This window comes from Bacillus clarus (assembly GCF_000746925.1).
GTDB classification, from domain to species: Bacteria; Bacillota; Bacilli; order Bacillales; family Bacillaceae_G; genus Bacillus_A; species Bacillus_A clarus.
On record NZ_JMQC01000008.1, the window covers coordinates 4,397,815 to 4,418,714 of the forward strand.

The 20,900-nt window shown below is 34.3% G+C and carries 21 protein-coding genes, 2 pseudogenes and 1 other annotated feature; of the genes and pseudogenes, 17 read left to right on the forward strand and 6 right to left on the reverse strand.

Translation table 11 applies throughout. The annotated features are described in order from the left end of the window. Positions 1-88: 88 nt before the first annotated feature. Positions 89-417, forward strand: a pseudogene (locus DJ93_RS33940) (WXG100 family type VII secretion target); the annotation flags it as partial. A 785-nt stretch (positions 418-1,202) separates the two neighbouring features. Then, on the forward strand, positions 1,203-1,394 hold the full coding sequence (locus DJ93_RS23480; RefSeq protein WP_042983499.1) for a hypothetical protein: 192 nt from the start codon (positions 1,203-1,205) through the stop codon (positions 1,392-1,394). Positions 1,395-1,499: 105 nt separating this feature from the next. On the opposite strand, the gene DJ93_RS23485 is transcribed toward DJ93_RS23480, so the two are convergent. After that, the gene (locus DJ93_RS23485; RefSeq protein ID WP_241484317.1) at positions 1,500-1,916 is read right to left on the reverse strand and encodes a hypothetical protein; all 417 of its coding nucleotides are present in this window, start codon (positions 1,914-1,916) and stop codon (positions 1,500-1,502) included. Between the two features lie 111 nt (positions 1,917-2,027). Then, positions 2,028-2,276, forward strand: a binding site (T-box leader). A gap of 119 nt (positions 2,277-2,395) precedes the next feature. On the opposite strand from DJ93_RS23485, the gene DJ93_RS23490 reads away from it, so the two are divergent. Then, positions 2,396-3,736 (forward strand): sodium-dependent transporter, encoded by a 1,341-nt coding sequence (locus DJ93_RS23490; RefSeq protein WP_042983500.1) that lies wholly within the window; start codon positions 2,396-2,398, stop codon positions 3,734-3,736. 40 nt (positions 3,737-3,776) lie between these two features. Beyond that, positions 3,777-4,691: an alpha/beta fold hydrolase gene (locus DJ93_RS23495; RefSeq protein WP_052109619.1), complete on the forward strand. Its 915-nt coding sequence runs from the start codon at positions 3,777-3,779 to the stop codon at positions 4,689-4,691. Positions 4,692-4,817: 126 nt separating this feature from the next. Here DJ93_RS23495 and DJ93_RS23500 read toward each other — a convergent pair whose 3' ends face one another. Next, positions 4,818-5,393: a nucleotidyltransferase family protein gene (locus DJ93_RS23500; RefSeq protein ID WP_042983501.1), complete on the reverse strand. Its 576-nt coding sequence runs from the start codon at positions 5,391-5,393 to the stop codon at positions 4,818-4,820. 76 nt (positions 5,394-5,469) lie between these two features. Further along, the gene (locus tag DJ93_RS23505; RefSeq protein ID WP_042983502.1) at positions 5,470-6,267 is read right to left on the reverse strand and encodes a lipid II flippase family protein; all 798 of its coding nucleotides are present in this window, start codon (positions 6,265-6,267) and stop codon (positions 5,470-5,472) included. A 477-nt stretch (positions 6,268-6,744) separates the two neighbouring features. Here DJ93_RS23505 and DJ93_RS23510 point away from each other — a divergent pair, with 477 nt between their 5' ends. The 5 genes and pseudogenes from DJ93_RS23510 (at position 6,745) to DJ93_RS23530 (ending at position 11,484) form a co-directional block, all read left to right on the forward strand. Continuing rightward, complete coding sequence (locus DJ93_RS23510) at positions 6,745-8,184, forward strand: GntP family permease (protein WP_042983503.1); 1,440 nt, start codon at positions 6,745-6,747, stop codon at positions 8,182-8,184. A 110-nt stretch (positions 8,185-8,294) separates the two neighbouring features. Beyond that, positions 8,295-9,493, forward strand: a pseudogene (locus tag DJ93_RS23515) (iron-containing alcohol dehydrogenase). Positions 9,494-9,777: 284 nt separating this feature from the next. Further along, positions 9,778-10,479: an aspartate/glutamate racemase family protein gene (locus DJ93_RS23520; RefSeq protein WP_042983504.1), complete on the forward strand. Its 702-nt coding sequence runs from the start codon at positions 9,778-9,780 to the stop codon at positions 10,477-10,479. Positions 10,480-10,573: 94 nt separating this feature from the next. After that, positions 10,574-11,047, forward strand: coding sequence for an SAM-dependent methyltransferase (locus DJ93_RS23525; protein WP_042983505.1), 474 nt, complete (start codon positions 10,574-10,576; stop codon positions 11,045-11,047). Continuing rightward, positions 11,044-11,484 (forward strand): GNAT family N-acetyltransferase, encoded by a 441-nt coding sequence (locus DJ93_RS23530; RefSeq protein ID WP_042983506.1) that lies wholly within the window; start codon positions 11,044-11,046, stop codon positions 11,482-11,484. Before DJ93_RS23525 ends, DJ93_RS23530 begins: the two co-directional genes overlap by 4 nt. A 171-nt stretch (positions 11,485-11,655) precedes the next feature. On the opposite strand, the gene DJ93_RS23535 is transcribed toward DJ93_RS23530, so the two are convergent. Beyond that, positions 11,656-12,192, reverse strand: coding sequence for an HAD-IIIA family hydrolase (locus DJ93_RS23535; protein ID WP_042983507.1), 537 nt, complete (start codon positions 12,190-12,192; stop codon positions 11,656-11,658). A gap of 29 nt (positions 12,193-12,221) precedes the next feature. Further along, positions 12,222-12,653, reverse strand: coding sequence for a GNAT family N-acetyltransferase (locus DJ93_RS23540; protein ID WP_042983508.1), 432 nt, complete (start codon positions 12,651-12,653; stop codon positions 12,222-12,224). A 172-nt stretch (positions 12,654-12,825) separates the two neighbouring features. Between DJ93_RS23540 and DJ93_RS23545 the strand changes: the two genes are divergently transcribed. The 6 genes from DJ93_RS23545 to DJ93_RS23570 all read left to right on the forward strand — a co-directional run bounded on the left by DJ93_RS23545 (position 12,826) and on the right by DJ93_RS23570 (position 17,668). Continuing rightward, positions 12,826-13,536 (forward strand): ABC transporter ATP-binding protein, encoded by a 711-nt coding sequence (locus DJ93_RS23545; protein WP_042983509.1) that lies wholly within the window; start codon positions 12,826-12,828, stop codon positions 13,534-13,536. Then, positions 13,529-14,728 carry an ABC transporter permease gene (locus tag DJ93_RS23550; RefSeq protein ID WP_042983510.1) on the forward strand — a complete coding sequence of 400 codons (1,200 nt, stop codon included), beginning with the start codon at positions 13,529-13,531 and terminating at the stop codon, positions 14,726-14,728. The genes DJ93_RS23545 and DJ93_RS23550 overlap by 8 nt, the downstream gene beginning before the upstream one ends. Before the next feature lie 280 nt (positions 14,729-15,008). Beyond that, positions 15,009-15,593, forward strand: coding sequence for a YpjP family protein (locus tag DJ93_RS23555; protein ID WP_042983511.1), 585 nt, complete (start codon positions 15,009-15,011; stop codon positions 15,591-15,593). Positions 15,594-15,703: 110 nt separating this feature from the next. Further along, positions 15,704-16,339, forward strand: coding sequence for an HAD family hydrolase (locus DJ93_RS23560; RefSeq protein ID WP_042983513.1), 636 nt, complete (start codon positions 15,704-15,706; stop codon positions 16,337-16,339). 1 nt (position 16,340) lies between these two features. Beyond that, positions 16,341-16,727 (forward strand): VOC family protein, encoded by a 387-nt coding sequence (locus DJ93_RS23565; protein ID WP_042983514.1) that lies wholly within the window; start codon positions 16,341-16,343, stop codon positions 16,725-16,727. A gap of 11 nt (positions 16,728-16,738) precedes the next feature. Then, positions 16,739-17,668: an aminoglycoside phosphotransferase family protein gene (locus DJ93_RS23570; protein ID WP_042983515.1), complete on the forward strand. Its 930-nt coding sequence runs from the start codon at positions 16,739-16,741 to the stop codon at positions 17,666-17,668. Positions 17,669-17,710: 42 nt separating this feature from the next. On the opposite strand, the gene DJ93_RS23575 is transcribed toward DJ93_RS23570, so the two are convergent. After that, positions 17,711-19,168, reverse strand: a complete 1,458-nt coding sequence (locus DJ93_RS23575; protein WP_042983516.1) for a serine hydrolase — start codon at positions 19,166-19,168, stop codon at positions 17,711-17,713. 232 nt (positions 19,169-19,400) lie between these two features. On the opposite strand from DJ93_RS23575, the gene DJ93_RS23580 reads away from it, so the two are divergent. Together DJ93_RS23580 and DJ93_RS23585 are read left to right on the forward strand one after the other, a co-directional pair. After that, complete coding sequence (locus tag DJ93_RS23580) at positions 19,401-20,357, forward strand: thymidylate synthase (RefSeq protein ID WP_042983517.1); 957 nt, start codon at positions 19,401-19,403, stop codon at positions 20,355-20,357. 19 nt (positions 20,358-20,376) lie between these two features. Beyond that, positions 20,377-20,865, forward strand: a complete 489-nt coding sequence (locus DJ93_RS23585) for a dihydrofolate reductase (RefSeq protein ID WP_042983518.1) — start codon at positions 20,377-20,379, stop codon at positions 20,863-20,865. Positions 20,866-20,900: the final 35 nt, after the last annotated feature.

Sequence of the window (20,900 nt, forward strand, 5' to 3'; positions counted from 1 at the left end):
AGGAACTATGAAAAGTGAAAAATAGATTCCAAAAAGCCCCAAATCCTTTGGGATTAGAGCAATCACGGGAAGAGACCTTGTTACCTGAAAAGCAGCTGTAGATGGTATAAAAACAGTCACCAGCAAAGTAAAAGAAGGCGTAAACTTTGTAGCCTCCACAGCAAAAGAAAAGGCTTTGCCAACAAAATCGGAAGCTTATGGAACAAAGGTGCCACAACCGTAAAAACAACCTTCTTATAAGGAAATCAAAAATTCCAGCATGCAATAAAAACAATAATGGAGTACAAATGGATTCCAGATGTGGGAAAAGCATATGAAATGGCAGGAGTAGGAATGGGCCGAGAGATGGGCCAACATTCTTTGAAAGATGCTTATCAGTATATGAAAAGTGCTGGGGAGAAGGTTGTTGGTACGGGTAATAGAGATGCTGATATTCCGCCAGCTTAGAAAGGATAACGTTTTTTAGTACTTAAGAGTATTAAAATCTCTTAAGCTGAGGGGCATGTATTTTATCAGTTATTCTTACATAGGTTTCGGATATTTCACATATTTGTCAATATATTTTCGTTTGATTTTTTAGTATTTTCAGTTATTATTTATTTGAAGACATTCTTCCAATAAAAAACATAGGGGTGATTATTTGAGGTATAGCAAAAAAACTTGTTGCTATTTCTATTCGGCGCTTATGTGGTAATGAAAAAACGAAAATAGTACTTCGAACCTATCCTCCCTACTAGGGGGAAAAGGAGCAACTATGTCATGAAGTACAAAAGAGATTTAAATAAATGTACTTTGAGAATGAAAATATGGAGATAAACTTTTGAAATTGGTAATTTTCACACCAAAGTAGCCTCTCATACTACGGATAGTTTATATTGTATAATATTTTTGATATAAATAAATCGATAAATCTGAATGTTTTTTTAAATGGAATTTATATTGGGTTATCTTCTTTACAAATTATAATTTTACATGTAAAAAAATGAAAAGGAGTAATAGGGGTCACCATACACATCCATCAACTTAAGAATCTTATAACGCCGAAGGCAAAAAAATGTACAATTTCACATGAAGTTGTCAATTTTCTTGTTTTGGGGGTATTTGTATTTCTTAGATTGATGGCGATGCGGCTGAACCCCAAAAACATTAGATTTAGCAGTAGAAAAAAGAGCTGGGCATGGGGCTGATAGGAGTTGTACACTATGAAAAACAAGATGTATGTATTTGTATTGGTGTGTTTAACTGTTGCAGTAACGGAACAAGTTATCTATTTTTTACTCGATCATAAAGATATTTTATCTATGTCATTTGTTATAAGGAGCTTTATAAGTTTTATTGTTGTACTAATCGTCGCATCTGCAATTAAGTTTTTATTTTTTTCTAGCAAAAAATAAAAACTCTATACAATATGTAATTTTTGTGAAAATCTATAATCTGTTTTTTATATTATTTATTTTTAAGCGTGTAGGTTACGGAAATGTTGAATCAAATTTAAAGGATTATTTAATAGTATTTTCTATGGTAGAAAGGAGTATAGCAACAAGGAAAGCACAGATCATAATGATTAGTGTATGAATATAAGAGTCAAGTAAATATGAAAATAAATCTCGGTCAGGTGATTGAATGCCAGCAATACTTACTTTATAAGTGATTGTAGTAGGGTGAAATAAAGAAGAGATAACGTTTAGTATGGAGTCTACATATTGGCTCATATTAAATTGTAATACTGGAGGAGGTTCCATTCCTTGAAAAGCCGGAGCTTGCTTTGATTTACCTAAAAACAATTGTGGCAAACAACAAATCGCAATAATTCCGATGATAATGAAAAGAGAACGAATGACAAAAAAACATCCATTTTTCAAAAGGGCCATAAAATTGTTTTCTCCTGACACTTTTAATTTATAAATATTTTCCATATATTTTGAGCAAATCCTTTTTTTCGACAAAAAAATTATTTCTCACTTGACAGTCACAAATATAACAGATATACTTCATAGTAATTTCAAAAGAAAATATATTTAGAATATTACAATGTGTTGAATAGGAGTAGTAAGGTCATGTGTTTGTACAGAGAGCTATGGGTTGGTGCGACATAGTCAAATAGCATCCTGAACTCGCCTAGGAGCAGTAAGGTAGAACAGAATCTAATTCTTAGTAAATCTTAACGATTAACCTTCGATATCAGGTTTGTAATCAAACGATTACTACTAAGGTGGATTCATAATGGAATCAATAAGGGTGGTACCGCGTTAAGTAAATGGCTTAGCGTCTCTTTATATAAAAAAGAGATGCTAGGCCATTTTTTATTATATATAGGAAGAAATGGAGGTTTTATTTGGATTGGTAAATAATATCTATCTATTTATATAAAATAATTTATTTGGAGGAAAAGAAGATGAAACAGACGGAGCAATGGACTTCGAAATTAGGTTTTATAATGGCAGCAGCAGGATCAGCAATTGGTCTTGGCGCAATATGGAAGTTTCCTTATATCGCTGGTGTAAGCGGGGGAGGAGCATTCTTTTTAATCTTTATATTATTCACTGTATTAATTGGACTACCGTTATTAATAGCTGAATTTATGATTGGACGCAGTACACAAAAACAAGCAATTGGAGCATTTAAAAGTATCGCACCAAATACAGGATGGCACTGGATTGGACGCCTTGGCGTTGGGACTTGTTTTATTTTACTTTCGTTTTACAGCGTTGTTGGTGGCTGGGTACTCATTTATTTATTCCGAGGAGTAACAGGACAACTTATGACTCCAGGGCAAAATTATGGCGCATTATTTACAGAAACAATTGGGAATCCAGTTTGGGCTATTATCGGTCATTTTGCATTTATGTTTATTACGATATGGGTTGTATCAAAAGGTGTACAAAATGGAATTGAAAAAGCAAGTAAATACATGTTACCAGCATTGTTTGTTCTATTTGTCGCTCTTATTATTCGTTCATTAACACTTGATCATGCGATGGAAGGCGTAAAGTTTTTCTTACAACCTGATTTCTCAAAAATTACTTCAGAAAGTATTTTATTCGCAATGGGTCAGTCGTTCTTTGCTATTAGTATTGGGATCTCTATTATGATTACGTATAGTTCTTATCTAAACAAAAAAGAAAGTTTACCAAAGTCAGCAGTAACGATTGTTGGATTGAACTTATTTGTCTCCTTATTTGCAGGACTTGCTATTTTTCCAGCAGTATTTTCATTAGGAATGGAACCGACAGAAGGGCCAGGATTACTATTTATCGTATTACCATCTGTATTTAGTCAAATTCCATTTGGCGGATTCTTTTTAACAGTATTCCTTGCGTTATTTACATTCGCTACATTAACATCGGCATTTTCTTTATTAGAAACAGTTGTGTCAGCAATGGCGAATGGAGAGCAAGAAAGAAGAAAGAAATTATCATGGACAGTCGGATTTTTTATTTTCTTAGTAGGAATTCCATCCGCACTTTCATTTGGTGTATGGAGTGAGATTACAATCTTTGGGAAAAATATTTTTGATGCAGTAGACTTCTTATCTAGTAATATTTTAATGCCACTTGGAGCTTTGTTTATTAGTATTTTCGTATCATTTAAAATGGAGAAAAAAATACTCGAAGCTGAATTTTTCGCAGGTGGAAGCTACGGGAAGGCAGTATTTATTTGTTGGATATTCTTACTTCGATTTGTTGCTCCAATTGCAATTGTGATTGTCTTCTTGAATGCGATTGGGATTATTTAACATTAAATGTTAAAATATTCAGTGAAAAAGGAGGGGGAGGATGAGAACAAAATATAATCCTACTAGAAAAGGAAATCTAATAAACGTTAGAGGGAAAAAACTATATGTCGAAACACATGGCGCTCCTGAAAATAAATCAGTATTATACTTGCACGGGGGACCAGGAGAGAGTTGTTACGATTTTTCCTTTCATCAGGTAGAACGTTTAAAAGGCTCTTTTTATTTCATTACGCTAGATCAACGAGGTGTATGTCGTTCAGAAGGAATCACTGAGGCAGAATCTTTTGGACTACGTGATTTTATTGAAGACTGTGAAGAGTTAAGAAAGATATTACAAATTAAACAGTGGTCTGTGATTGGGCATTCTTTCGGTGGTTTTTTAGCGTTATTATATGTGTCAATGTATCCAAACTCTATTGACAAAATAATATTTGAAGGGCCTACTTTTGATTTCGCTCTAACAAGTAGAGCACTATTAAAAAAAACAGGGATTTTGCTGGGGAAGTACGGGAAAGAAGAAGAAGCGAAAGAATGTATAGCTTTTGCAACGAGTAATGCTACTTCTGAAGAACTGCTAGAAGCTTATATAAGGTTAAGTGGTGAATTAGAAGAAAACAGAATGGAAATTTATAATACAATTGAGGATGAAACAGACTATAGTGTGTATAGTGACGAAGAGTGGGAAGAGTTTTCTAATCGTTCGCAAGTCCATTTTGATAGATTGAAAGTGGAAGGAGCATGCCATACGTCTTTATTATCAAAATTAAAAGATGTAAAGAGTCCAATGTTATTAATTGTAGGTAAACATGATGTAGTAACTTGTGAGAAGCAAATGCAAGCATTTAACCGGGATGTTCAAGATGGTAAAATTATCGTTTTTGAAGAGAGCGGTCATACACCGCATTATGAAGCGGCAGATCAATTCGCTGAAACTGTACTTCGATTTTTGAAATAAAGTGAAACTGTAATTGTAATCAGTTAGTGGCTCCATTCCCACCGATTATTAGCTTTCATTGCTCATAAAGAGCGAGATACAATAGGAAAGGGTGCTTCATGAAATGAGAAGCACCCCTTTCTGTGGCTAAGTTTCTGGATAAAAGATTGTAATGTTAGGCCATTTGCTTGGCCAGTTTTTTTTAACGATTCTTTCCTTATACATATCTATACGTTCTTTCGTTTCGAGGAAATGAGCTGTCGGTTTCACTTGTAATGAAAGAACATCGTCTATTCCACACGGAGATGTTAAAACGACATGATTACTATCATCTAGCGTAACACCAAGAGCGGTTACTGTTTCTGGAAATTTAGAAATAGCATCAACTGATGAAGAATAAGGCGGCATATTATTGACTACATGCATCCGCGCTTGATTTTTCACTGACCATGGAATAGTAGAATCTAACTGTGTAAGTTTATCTTCTAACGTTTGTTCAAAGGCTGTGCTTATATGTAATGGATCAAAATAGATAATATCAACATCTGGTGTTGGAGTTCTAACTTCATATCCATGAAAAACATCCCAAATTTTAGAGCGAACAAATCCTGCGCAAATCCACCAGTCAGGTAGTCGTAAAGACTTTGCTGTATGTAATACGTCCATCATCCAAGTATCTTGTTCTATCATTTGAATAATATCTTGCTCTGTTTTTACGTACATGCTTCATTGCCCTTTCTTTACACAGCATTTTAGTACATGAACTCATTCCTATTTTCGAGAATCATATGTTTGTCAATTAATGCATAAGTTCAATAATCCATAAAATCCAATACGCACCAGGTACAAATAAAAGCTGGGCTAATAGTGTACCGAGAAGTCTAGAAATCATAAGCCAACCATACATTTTACTCATCGCCTCAGCACCATCTTTAGATTGAAGAGCTCGCTCTGTTAAAAGAGCGATACGCGGATCTAATAGTACAGTTAATAAAATTGTAGCAAGACCATTCACAAGTCCAGAGGCAGTGCTTGCATTTGTGGCATAATCAGGATTTAAAAAGGAAGCATATAAGGCAGAAAGAACGCCCGCTGTATAAATCGCAGTTGCAAACATATTAATAAGCATAATTCGCTTAGGAATGCCACCAACTCTCATACGATGAATCATTTCAAATTTGGGGAAACGTACATATTTTTTTGTATACTTCAATTTTTGTATATTGTTTGTTTTCATCATTCGAATGAATGAACCGTCAGTTTCAAAGTTTTGAATGACGTATCCAAATAGTTTTGTCAAAGTTGGGTACAGAATGATGGCAAGCAATGTACCGATTGAAGCCGATAATAGAACGAGACGAATAATCTTTTCTAAATCAATAGAAGAATCTAGTTTCGCTTGATCAACAATACCACCAATTAAAAAAGCTTGTAGTAAGTTAGATGTTCGCGAAATGAGTAAGACCATTCCTACAACAGATAAGGCAACGGCAATCTTTTTTAAACGCACACCAGCTAATCGAATGCTGTAAGAGCTAGTTTCGACTGCGTGGATGACGATTGTGAAAGCCGTTATAAAGATTAATGTAATTGACATTTATTTCACCATTTTTCTACTAGATTATATGTATCTCCTATGAATGGATCGTAACACATTTCATTTTAAATAGTTACAATAATGAAGAGTTAACTGTAAACATTCGAGTAATGGGAATGAAGAAAACTTTCACTTTATCATACAACATGTACATATTTTTTGTAACTCTAATTGTAGTAGAAAAGAAAAATTGCTAAACACGATGTAAGCAATCTGAAAAGGTAGAATGTTTGGTAATATAGAAAGGATGATGATTTATTCAATAGAGGGGGACTTCGTTTTTGTTTAAAGGGATTTTTTGTATGTAATCGAATATGTATAATTAGACATCTTTAGTATGAAAATTTTGTTATAAAAAGAGGAGGGATGTCACGATTTGAAATGGTGTAGTGATAAGAATACATAAAGGGAAGTGAAGTATGGGAATAATTTCAGGGTTAAAAGATTGAATTTTCAGTTAAATTAGGGGGGATATAGTTGGAGCTAGTTATCATTTTATTAGCACTTAGTTTACTTATGTTTGTTGCATATAGAGGATTTTCTGTTATTTTATTCGCTCCAATCTTTGCTCTATTTGCAGTGTTTTTAACAGAACCTAGTTTCGTTTTACCTTTCTTTTCAAATATTTTTATGGAGAAAATGGTAGGATTTATTAAGTTGTATTTTCCAGTATTTTTACTTGGAGCGATTTTCGGAAAGGTAGTAGAAATGTCGGGGATTGCGGATTCGATTGCAAAGACAATTATAGAATTAGTAGGGGAAAAGCGAACAATTTTAGCAATCGTTTTAATGGGAGCTGTTTTAACGTATAGCGGCGTAAGTGTATATGTAGTTGTGTTTGCTGTATATCCATTTGCTGCAAAATTATTTCGACAAGCAAACATTCCAAAACGATTAATACCTGGAACGATTGTTCTTGGAGCTGTAACGTTTACGATGGATGCCCTTCCCGGATCGCCACAAATTCAAAATGTAATTCCTACAACGTTTTTTAAAACAGATATTTATGCAGCGCCAATACTTGGTATTATAGGGGCAATTTTTGTTTTAACGTTAGGATTAATCTATTTAGAGAGTCGGCGTAAGAAAGCAAAGGCAGCAGGAGAAGGATACTTTGGATTTAACGATGGGGATTCCGAAATGGCAGCATCTCTAGAAGTAGAACAAAAGGACATGCCATCTTTAAAAGAGATGGAAATTACAAGAATGCAGCAAGTGATTGCTTTTGTGCCACTTATTTTAGTAGGTGTAATGAATAAATTCTTTACGATGACGATACCAAAGTGGTATCCAAATGGTTTTGATTTTTCAGTAATTGGAATGAAAACATTTGGAAAGGTTGAGTTAAGTGCAGTACTCGGCATTTGGTCTGTAGAATTAGCACTCATACTAGGAATTATAACGACACTTTTATTATATTGGAAACGTGTTGTAACTGGATTCCAAGCTGGATTAAATACCAGTATTGGAGGAGCGTTACTTGCAACAATGAATACAGGAGCTGAGTTTGGATTTGGTGGCGTTATTGCAGCGCTTCCAGGCTTTGCGATTATGAGAGACAGCATTTCGGCGACGTTTACTAACCCACTAGTGAACGGTGCAGTGACGACAAATATTTTGGCTGGAATTACAGGATCTGCATCAGGCGGAATGGGAATTGTTTTAAGTGCGATGGGAGATAAATTTATTGCAGCAGCGACACAATATAACATTCCATTAGAAGTGATGCATCGCATAGTTTCAATGGCATCAGGTGGAATGGATACATTACCACATAACGGTGCTATTATTACAATTCTTACAGTAACGGGGTTAACACATAAACAATCGTATCGCGATATATTTGCAATTACAATTTTGAAAACGGTTGCGGTATTTTTAGTAATCGCATTCTATACGTTAACAGGACTCTATTAAAGTATAGATTCTACTATGAGAAAATATAGGAGTAAAGTGGAATAGTTAATTTTATCATATGGATATTTCACATAATAAAATATTTATTTGGAAAAGAAGGGGTGGGCTACTTGCAAGAAATTGCGGAGTTTCGTATGCCGAGAGCTGTTTTATATGTGAGAAATTCACTTGAGAAATTAGGAGAGCAATCGAGTAAATTAGGAAAGAAAGCTTTTATTGTCAGCGATGCTATTATGGAGAAATTAGGGTATATTGAATCGTGTGTGAAGCAGCTACATGCGAAGGGGAGTGAAGCTGTCACATATAAAAATGTTTTAATGCTGAACCGACAAATATTCATGTTTTGGAAGCGTTATCTATTTGTGAAAAGGAAAAATGTGATTTTATTATAGGTCTTGGGGGAGGAAGCTGTATGGATGCCGCTAAAGCGGTAGCGGTGCTGTTTACAAATGGAGGAGCGGTGGAAGATTACGTTCAAAATCGTATAGAAATAAAAAGGAAACCGTTACCTCTCATCGCGATTCCAACAACTTCTGGGACTGGATCAGAAGTAACGAGTGTAGCAGTTATTACAAATAAAAAAACAGATGTAAAAATGATGATAAAACACCCGAGTTTCACTCCCAAAATAGCAATTATCGATCCAATATTAACACGCTCTGTACCACCTCATATTACGGCGGCAACAGGGATAGATGCATTATGTCATGCGATTGAAGCTTATATTTCTAGAGTTTCACAGCCTCTTACTGATGTGCTCGCTCTTTCCGCTATTGGTAGCATTATGAAATATTTACGTATTGCTTATGAAGATGGAGATGACATGGAAGCTAGAGAGGCGATAATGATTGCTTCCTTACAAGCTGGGGTTGCTTTTTCAAATGCATCGGTTACGTTAGTTCATGGAATGTCCCGGCCAATTGGTGCTTTATTTTATGTACCACACGGTATATCAAATGCGATGTTATTACCAACGGTTTTAGATTTTACAAAAGATAGCTCAATAAAGAGATTGGCGGAAGTAGGGCGCAGCTTGAATCCTGATTTACAATCGTATTCAGATGAAGAGTTAGCAAATTATACGATTTCTGAAATAAAGAAGCTTTGCTTTGATCTTCGCATTCCTAATTTAGGAGAATATGGGATTGAAGAAGTTGAATTTGAAAATGCTATTTCAAAAATGGCGAAAGATGCGATTGAAAGTGGTAGCCCAAATAATAATCCGCGTATCCCGTCTTACCATGAGATGAAAAAATTGTATCGTATATGTTTTGATTATAAATATAAGTCATCTGTAAAAACTCTTTGAAATATTTTCTGAATATTCTTCAAATATTTCCACGGAAATGAAAAGAGGTGCAGGAGATAGATTGGAATAGTTATGGTTCCACTTCCTGGATTCGGTGTCATTTGGGATAGTAAGGCTATGAAGGATATTAAACTATAAGTTGTTTTGTATTGATTATTGTCTGGAAGAGTTTTGAACAAGCCTTTATGTTTTTTAATGTAAATGCTTGTTTTAATATGTATAAATTATATATTAAATTTTTATTTATATACCATTAAAGTATAAGTGAGTGGGGTGGTTTTTTGATGAAAATGATAGGTCTAATCGGTGGAATGAGCTGGGAATCATCTTCTGAATATTATCGAATAATAAATGAAGAAGTTAAAAAGAGACTAGGGGGATTACACTCTGCGAAATGTCTTTTATACAGCGTTGATTTTGAAGAGATTGAACGATTTCAATCTGAAGGAGATTGGGAAAGAGCAGGAGTGTTATTAGGAGAAGCTGCACAGTCTTTGGAGAAAGGTGGAGCTGATTTCATTATTATTTGCACAAATACAATGCATAAAATTATTGATCATGTAAAAGCCAAAATAAATATTCCTGTTATACATATTGCTGATGCAACGGCTGTAGAAATAAAAAAGCGTGGCATTCAATCAGTTGGCCTACTTGGAACAAAGTATACAATAGAACAGGAATTTTATAGATTGCGAATAGAAAAAAATGGAATAAAAGTTATAATACCAACTAAAAGTGATAGAGAGACGATAAATAAAATTATATATAATGAGTTATGTTTAGGAACAATCAATCAAAGATCAAGGGATTCTTATAAAGAAGTAATAGATGATTTAGTACAAAAGGGATCAAAAGGGATCATACTAGGTTGCACAGAAATAGGGTTATTAGTAAAGCAAGAAGATTCACCAGTTCCTTTATTTGATACAGCTCTCATACACGCTATTGAAGCTGTAAATATTGCTTTGGAAAATGATAGACTATAATTTAATTATGTAAACAATATGTATATGGATGGAAAACATTCAGAAAATATTTTATAATGTAATAAGTGGTTACATAAATCGGAGGGGAATATGAATGTTTTCACTTCAACCAATTGCATTTGTACATAATGAAAGAAAGATGATAGTAGATGATGAGTGGGGCGAAGTACAATCGCTCATTACTTTAACAGATTCTTTTTCAGAAGAAAGTATACAGGGGATTGAAAGTTTTTCTCACATTGAAGTAATTTTCTATTTTCATAAAGTAACAGATGAACAAATTCAATATGTAGCTAGACATCCTCGAAATAATATGGAATATCCGAAGGTAGGGATCTTTGCACAGCGTGGAAAAAATCGTCCGAATCGATTGGGAGCAACAATTGCTAAAGTGTTAAGAAGAGAAGGGAAATCAATTGTTGTTGAAGGGCTAGATGCAATTGATGGTACGCCTATATTGGATATAAAGCCTGTTATGAGAGAATTTATACCAACTGAGGAACTTATACAACCAGAGTGGGCAACAAGTATTATGAAACAGTATTGGAAAGGGAGCGGAGTAAAGTGAAAGTATATGAGGCAACAATTGCAGACTTAGATGGATTAGCACCTGTATTTAATAATTATCGAGTATTTTATAAACAAAAATCAAATGTAGAAGAAGCAAAAGTATTTTTACGTAATCGTATTGAGAAAAAAGAATCTGTCATTTTTGTAGCGGTTGAAGATGGAGAATATCTTGGATTTACACAATTATATCCGTCTTTCTCCTCCATTTCGATGAAAGAATTATGGATTTTAAATGACCTCTTTGTGCAAGCAAATAAGCGTGGAGCAGGAACAGGTAAGAAATTGTTAGAAGCCGCTAGAGAATTTGCATTAGAGAATGGTGCGAAAGGTTTAAAATTACAAACAGAGATTGATAATCTATCAGCACAGAGATTATATGCTGAGAATGGATATTTGAGAGACAATCGTTATTTTCATTATGAATTAACTTTTTGAAAACGAATACATAAAAAAGCTCAGCCTATGATTTTAGTTCATAGGCTGAGCTTTTTCATATGTTAGGCTTCTAAGAAAAGAGGTAAGATGATTGATTGCCAAAGGGCTTCTTCTGTATAGGTAGTTTAATAGTAAAGGAGGTGTCTTCAAAGGGAAGACACCTAATGATGTTTATATATTATTTTTTTGTTTTAATATCCAATTCGTAGCGTCTTCAAAGTTTTCGGCAATGTAATTTGGTTCAATATGTGCCCATTGATCACGATATGTATATAATGCGTCATGCCCGGCGCCAGTTTGAACTAGTATTGTTATCGCATTTACTTTTGCACCAGCGACGATATCAGTCCACCGATCACCGATGACAACACATGTAGTTAAATCGAGCTCGTATTTTTCTGCTGCTTGAAGGAGCATACCTGTACTCGGTTTACGACATTCACACCCTTCACCATGTCTATGAGGACAGAGGTAAATATCATCAAAACCGAATGCTTTTAATTCTTGTATAAAGTCACTTGCAGTTGCTTTTCCATCTGCAATACCTGGCTGGTTAGTAAAGGAGAATAGTTTTATATGCTGAGCTTTTAATTTGTGTAAGGAATCTCTTGTAAATGGAAATAAAGTAAATGAACCAGGATAGTGTATTGTAGTGTCGCCACCAATTGTTCCGTCACGATCAATAAAGATTGCTTGAATGTTTGTCATAAGTATGTCTCCTTCTAATGATTACTAGATTAAAAATGTTTCACAAATCGATATCCATTCACTTCATACCCTAATTTTTTATAGAATGGATGAGCTTCTTTTCTGTTTATTCCACTGACAAGCCACGTACCAATGCAATTATGCTCTTTTGCTAATTGCTCCGCATAGTCCATTAATATTTGTCCAATTCCTTTTCGCCGTATTGTGGAATCCACGCTAATAATTGAAATTTCTCCATAACGCGTTATATCTTCTAAGTTTTCACGTATGCGAAAACCTAGTAATCCAAATATAGTATTATCTTCCTCATAAACGTATAAAAAATCAAAAGGACTCATTTTAACAAACTGTAGGCGGTTTTTCATATCTTCATGAGAGATTGAAGATCCCTTTAATTCTTTTGTAAGTGAGCATAGTGTATCTAAATCGTATATTGTCGCTTCTCGAATATGAAATGCCATAAGATCAACTCCAGTTAATTTTAGAAACTCCAAACATTTAAATTTCTGTAAAAAAAGAATTTTTCCTGCTATGAAAATTAACATTTAATAAAATGCATGTAGAATACTATATTAAAAGAAAATATGGTATCATTTTCCTTGATAGTAGTGTAAATGGAAAGAGGGAATGGATATGTTAGAAGTGAATATCCGCTCAGCAGGATATGAAACAGGTGAAACAACAATCCGCAATATAGCGTTTGCTATTGAAAAAGGGAAGTTAGTTGCTCTTATTGGTGCAAATGGTGCTGGAAAAAGTACGACAATTAAATCAATGCTCGGTTTACTTGTGAATATGGATGGTGAAATATCATTTGGTGAAAAGAAAGATCCCTATGCATATGTACCAGAACACCCAACTTATTATGATTATTTAACATTATGGGAACATATTGAGTTATTAATGGCTGCCCGTGGGTATGAAGCGGGAAGTTGGGAAGAACGGGCAAAGGAATTATTACACACGTTTCGAATGGAAAAGCATATACATGAATATTTATCGAAGTTTTCAAAAGGTATGAAGCAAAAGTCGATGCTTATTCTTTCATTTTTAACAGAACCAGATTTTTATATTATTGATGAGCCTTTTATCGGTTTAGATCCAGTAGCGACCCGGGAATTTTTAAATTATTTATATAAAGAAAAAGAGCGGGGGGCTGGAATTTTACTTTGTACACATGTATTAGATACAGCAGAAAGGATTTGTGAGAGATTCTTACTTATTTCACAAGGTACGTTAGTGGCAGATGGGCATTTAGAAGCGATTCAATCGTTAGCGGGAATGCCAGAAAGTCCATTATTAGATTGTTTTGATGCAATTGTAAGGCGGGAACAACATGATTAAACAACAATTTAATAAAAGATTACGCCATGAATTGCAAAGGAAATGGAAGTCGTTACGTTCCGTAACAGATTGGACTATAGCATTATACATTATTATTCCGGCACTTATATTTTGTGGGATTTATTATCGTTCACTATGGGTAAACGAGTTATCGATGGAAGAGACCGTTTATTTTTTATTAGGATTATTTGCATTTTACTTTGTTACATTTTCAAGGGGAGCTCGGTCATTCTTTGAACAAGCAGACAGCTTATTTTTAATTTCGTATCCAGTACATATGCAAAAATTAATGAAGTATGGCCTGCTATACACGTTTATTCGGATTGCGATAACGAATGTAATTGTAGTATTCATTATGTTACCTATATTGATTAAAAATATGGGAGCACCATTTATACAAATTGTATTATTTTGGATCTTTTTTACTGTGTTTCGATTTACGTTATCGTTATTGATGCGATTTATAAATGTACGTGTGGGGAAACGTTGGGTTTTATGGATTGTAAAAAAATTGTTATTTTCTTTCGGTTTGATTTTCCTTGGAAGTGGTATGTATTTCATTTATAAAAGCCCGATTTATTCAATTTTATTTATTGGTTTATCTGTTTTAGTTAGCTTAGCCTTAGTAAAAAAGAAGCTGAATTATAAGAACTTCTTTTTTAAAGAAATTGAGAAAGAAAAAGAAGAAAGTATGCGCTGGACGATGGGGATTATGCAAGTTGGCGGACATGCAGCGAAACCGAGTAGTTCGAATAAAAAACCGTGGATGTTCCCACATTCAAAAAGGATATTAGGAAAAAAATCTGATTTGCGTATTGTAGAATCATTTTTAAAAGAATTTTTCCGTACAGGGAGTTCGTTGAAATTTTATATTCAAATTATTATAATAAGCACAATAAGCATTTTCAGGGCTCCGTGGTGGATAACGGCTATCATTCTTGTATTTGCTTTATTTGCGATCTCTCGTTATGCACGAGATTATTGGAATGAGTTTACGGAAAAAATGTTTCTTCATTTATATTGTGAAGAAGGAAAATTAATTTTGCTAAGATGGAAAGCGAACCGTTATTTATTTCTTCCAGCTGTATTCATGTACGGGACAGTAATACTCTCTCAGTTTTATTTAATACCAGCTATAATCATTGGAGTTATTTTCATAGTATTAATTGGATGGATTGTATTTTTGCCATAGAAAAAGAGCCGAAAAGGCTCTTTTTTAGTCTGTGATGCACTGATACATGAAATATAGTAGAACGAAAATGCTTATGGCGGAGTACATGACGTCTAGGGTCATTGAATTCCCTCCTCGTTGATGTTGTAGTTATAGTGTATGAAATCTTACAATTCTATATTCAAGTGAAAAATATGTGAACGTTAACAAATTTGTAAAGTGCAAAAATTACAATCATTTTGTATAATGGAAGAAACAACCGTTATATAAAATATAATGAGTGAAAGGGGAGGAAATGAAAATGCCAAATTGGTTTAGAAAAACCTTAGTCGCATTAATTACTGTATTTACATTTGGTTTAGTGACGCCTCCTTCTATTTTGCTTGATAATGCAAAAGCAGCGGACAAGCCTACAAGTACAAGGCAACAAAATTTGGAGCAAACGTCCTATACATATGAAGAAACGAATGAAAGGTTAACCACTGATAGCTTTATAACTTATGCGATGCAAGAAGCCGAGCAGCAATCTATGCAAAAGTTTGGTTCTAAAATTGGTCCTGTAATTGAAGATGAGTTTAAAGATGTTATATTACCTAAAATTGAAGAAGCAATTGCGGAACTTGCCAATGATGTGCCAGAAGAATCGTTACAATCATTAGCAATTTCCCAAAAACCAGCTGGTGGAAATAATGAGAAGATTTTTCATGTATATGATACGAAAACAGGAAATGATTTATTACGATTTCATGTAAGGAGAGATCATCCACCGCAAGATGGATATTATTTTAATTTCCACTATCATTGTTTTGATGATGGATACTCAGGACATCATGAATTAGGGAATATTTATTGGAATACAAATGTGCCTCCAAAATGGCTGTCTTAATGAAGAACAAGAGAAAATCTTGTTCTTTTTTATTTGTATGAAAGGTGAAGCGTACCAGATTGTTGAATAAAGTATGTCTAGATAAAAAAGAAACTAAGGGAGTATGTGTAATGCAAAAATACATTGTTTTCGACTTTGACGGCACGTTAGTAGATTCGCAAAATATATTTGTTCCAATTTATAATCAACTTGCTGAAAAGCATGGGTATAAAACGGTAGGTGAGGAAGAGATTGAGCCTTTACGAAAACTATCTATTCCTGAAAGATGCAAAAAGCTTCATGTCCCCTTGTATAAATTACCTATATTAGCGTTAGAGTTTTATAAATTGTACCAACCTGCTATAAAAGATCTCGTTTTATTTCATGGAATGAAGGATGTATTAGAGGAACTACATAAAAAAGGCTACGGAATTGCGGTTATATCTTCGAACGCAGAAGAGCATATTCGGGCGTTTTTACACAATAATGGGATAGAAAATATTCAAGAAGTGTATTGTTCTAAAAATTTATTCGGTAAAGATAAAATGATAAAAAGATTTTTAAAATCAAAAAAGATAGCAGAGCGAGACATGTTATATGTCGGTGATGAACAGCGAGACGTAGCAGCATGTAAAAGGGCTGGGGTGAACGTAATTTGGGTATCTTGGGGATATGATGTCATTGAAACAGTTAAAAAAGATGCACCAGATTATATGGTCAATACGCCGATGGAAATTGTGCAAGTAGTACAGGGGGCACATTCTTAATATGAATAAACTTCGAGCAGGTATTCATCATATTGAATTTTGGGTAGCAAATTTAGATGAGTCCATTTCTTTTTACGACATCCTGTTTTCAATAATTGGATGGAGAAAGTTAAATGAAATAGCATATAGTACGGGAGAAAGTGAAGTGTATTTTAAAGAAGTAGATGAGGAAATTGTAAGGACTTTAAGGCCTAGACATATTTGTTACCAAGCTATTAATAGAGAAATAGTTGATGAGGTAGCAGAGTTTCTTTCTAGTACGAAAGTGAAGGTAATACGTGGTCCGATCGAAATGAATCATTATTTAGATGGATACTATACGATTGATTTTTACGACCCGAATGGATTTATTGTAGAGGTTGCGTATACACCGAATGCAGAAATGTAAGGAGAATAGACATGAAGACAATTACAATGTGGAAAAACAATATACAAATAGTAAAAGATGCAGCAAATATTGAAGAAATCTCTAAAGGTTTCTCTCCTGATAAAAAATATATCATTACGACCACTGATGATAAAAAATATTTGTTACGGACAGGCGATATAAAAGAGTATGAAAGAAAGAAAATGGAGTTTCAAATTTTAAATGAAATGCAAGAACGAGACGTACAGGCCCAAAGACCAATTGAAATCGGCATGTTGGAAGAAGATTTATGCTATAGTATTTTTTCATATTTAGAAGGGGAAGATGCGAAAAAGCTGTTGCCTACATATACACCTAAAGAACAATATGAAATTGGTATCGAGGCAGGAAAAGATTTAGCAAAAATGCATACATATGAAGCTCCTAAGAATATACTTTCATGGTATGAAAGAGCAATGAAAAAACATAGAAAATATGTAGATGCATATAAAACATGCGGAATAAAAATTGAAAATGATGATAAAATCATTAAGTTTATAGATGAAAATGAAATATATGTAAAGAATCGCCCAAATCGATTTCAACACGATGATTTTCATTTAGAAAATATAATTGTACGGGAGGGGAAATATGTAGGTGTTGTTGATTTTAACGGTTATGATTGGGGTGATCCACTACATGATTTCGTAAAGATTGCACTATTTGCAAGAGACATTAGTATCCCGTATTCAATCGGACAAATAGTAGGATACTTTAATGGTAGAATACCGGAGGAGTTTTGGAGATTATATGCAGTATACGTTGGGATGACGGTTTTCTCTTCAGTTGTTTGGTGTTTACGGGCAGCACCGCATATGCTAGATGATATGTTAGAACGTCTCCATATTGTATTAGAAGATCATAAAAACTTTGAGTTATCGAAGCCGATTTGGTTTGATAGTGAAATGACGAATGAAAAGTAGGTGTGCTATTTCACACCTACTTTTTGATTACTATTAAATAAACTATTTAGCTTTCGTAAATGTCAGCGGCTGAGTACTTAACATAGCTGGCACATGTAACTGAAGGGATGGAAATTCACCACTCACATTCATTTCATAAGCAAATAATAAACTCATTTTCGTTTGGAATAAGTTAACTGGTGCGGAGAATATGTCGTAATGATGGTGCTGTAATTGAATTTCCATCTCCATAAATTGTACAGATAAAGTATCATCTCGTTTGTATACTTGCAATGCTCCATAAGCAGGATGTTCAAAAGTACCAGTGTAGTCATCTAATTTGTGAGAAGGTGTAGTTCCTTTTATTTGCTCAGGAAGAGATTCAGTTGTTTCCTTCATCATTTCTTTTATTTTTTCACTATCTTGTAAAGCGCGTTTATGCCAGTCAATTGTTTCTAGTGCGAGAAGCTCGTCATAAATTTGGTTAGCAAGATAAGTAGGGAGCAATGTATTTCCAGCGTTTGTTAATATGACAAGGCCTATATCTTCTTTCGGCATGAATGAAACAAGCGCAGTAAATCCATCGATAGCCCCGCCGTGATGAATCACTTTATAACCGCGATAAGCACTAATAAACCAACCAAGTCCGTAACTATTTAATGGAGATTCAGGAAGTGATAAAAATGGTTGATCTGGAATGGTATTGTGCGGTGTATACATTTGTTGTAATAATTCAGAGGAGATTAACTCGTGATCTCCAAACTTCCCTTTGTTTAGGTGAAGAAGCACCCAATTTACCATATCTTCAATCGTAGAATTAATACACCCAGCAGCGCCAACTGTATCGATGTTACGGAATGGAACTTCTTTCATTTCATCATTTTCCTGAATATAAGGTAATGCATAGTCACTTGTATTTTGTGAGTCTGTAACAGAGAGGTTCGTTTGCTGCATATGAAGAGGTTCTAAAATATGTTCGGTCACGTATTGTTCCCATGTTTGATTTGTAATATTTTCTACAATATAGCTAATTGTCGCATACATTAAGTTGTTATATAGAAATGCTGTACGAAACGGTGCATCAAGTGGTAAATGTTTTATTTTTTCAATGAGAGCTTTTCGAGTTAAGGAAGAGCTGTACCAAAGAGCATCGTGACGACTTACTCCAGTGCGGTGAGAAGCTAAATCACGCCCTGTAACTTGTGAGCTAGCAAGTATATCGGATATAGAGAAGTTAGGTATATAAGATTGGACAGGGGTATCCCAATCAAACTTTTTTTGCTGTGCTAATAAGCTTAATGAAAGTGTACCAAAAGCTTTCGTTGCTGAACCGATTGCAAAGCGTGTTTTCGGTGTAACAGCTTCTTTTGTCTCTATATTACGATAGCCAAATCCTTCTGAAATAATAACTTCACCATCTTTTATAACAGCTACAGCAGCTCCAGGAACATTTAAATCTTTCATCATTTTTTCAACTGTTGTTTGTAACGAAGTCGTAACAGGAGTTTCAATTTTAGACATACTTCTAACCTCCAAATATAATTTTTATCCTTCCGCACTATACTTTCGGTAATAGAAAATAAAAACCTTTTAAAATGTTGAAAGTTAATAATTTTGTAAGAATGAATAAAATTATTATTTATTTAGAATTCTGTTAATATAGAAATGTTTTTTATTAATTTGGATTGTTAAATTTGCTATCATTCATGTTATGATAAATTCCATATAAGATTGAAAGAAGGTTTTCCTACATATGAAACATGCTGAATATGAATACTTAAATTTATGCCGCCATGTAATGGAGAATGGCACAAAGAAAGAAGATCGTACAGGGACAGGCACTGTATCTGTATTTGGATATCAAATGCGCTTCGATCTTAGTAAAGGATTTCCTTTATTGACGACAAAGCGAGTTCCATTTCGCCTTGTAGCAAGCGAATTGCTTTGGTTTATGAAAGGTGATACAAATATTCGTTATTTGCTTCAAAATAATAATAATATTTGGAATGAATGGGCGTTTAAAAGCTGGGTAGAAAGCGATGCATACACTGGGCCGGATATGACGGACTTTGGACTTCGTTCTCAGCAAGATGAAGAGTTTAAGAAGCAATATGATGAACAAATGGAAGTATTTAAAAAGAATGTGCTAGAAGATGATGATTTTTCAAACAAGTATGGTTATTTAGGAGATGTATACGGAAAGCAGTGGCGAGCTTGGAAAACGACAGCAGGTGAGACGATCGATCAGTTAAAAGATGTCATTGAAATGATCAAGAAGACTCCGGATTCACGCCGTCTAATCGTTTCAGCATGGAACCCTGAAGACGTGCCAAGTATGGCACTACCGCCTTGTCATACATTATTCCAATTTTATGTAGCAGATGGGAAGCTTTCATGTCAGCTATATCAACGTAGTGGTGATATTTTCCTAGGCATTCCATTTAATATTGCAAGCTATTCACTGTTAACGCATTTAATTGCTCATGAATGTGGTCTTGAAGTAGGAGAGTTTGTTCATACAATTGGAGATGCACATATTTATACGAATCATTTTGAACAAGTAGAAAAACAGTTAGTACGTGAACCACGTCCATTCCCGAAACTTACATTAAATCCAGATGTAAAATCTGTTTTTGATTTTGAAATGGACGATTTAACATTAGAAGGATATGATCCACATCCAGCAATTAAAGCACCGGTTGCAGTGTAATTGTAGAGGAGATGAAAAGATGATTATTTCATTTATGGTGGCGATGGACGAGAATAGAGTAATTGGTAAAGATAATAAATTGCCGTGGCATTTACCAAGTGAATTACAGTATGTTAAGAAGACTACGATGGGACACCCACTTATTATGGGGAGAAAAAATTATGAAGCAATCGGAAGACCGCTACCAGGAAGACGCAATATTATCGTAACGCGTAACGATGATTATCATGTGGAAGGTTGCGAAATTGCTCATTCTGTTGAAGAAGTTTTTGAACTTTGTAAAGATGAAGAAGAAATCTTTATTTTTGGTGGGGCTCAAATTTATGAGCTATTTTTACTGCATGTAGAAAAATTATATATAACAAAAATTCATCATTCCTTTGACGGGGATACATTCTTCCCAGAAATTGATATGACGAATTGGAAAGAAGTTTTTGTCGAGCAGGGTGTTACGGATGAAAAAAATCCGTACACGTATTATTACCATATATACGAGAAGCAACAATAGAAAAAAGATTGATGTGAACTTACATGTTCATATCA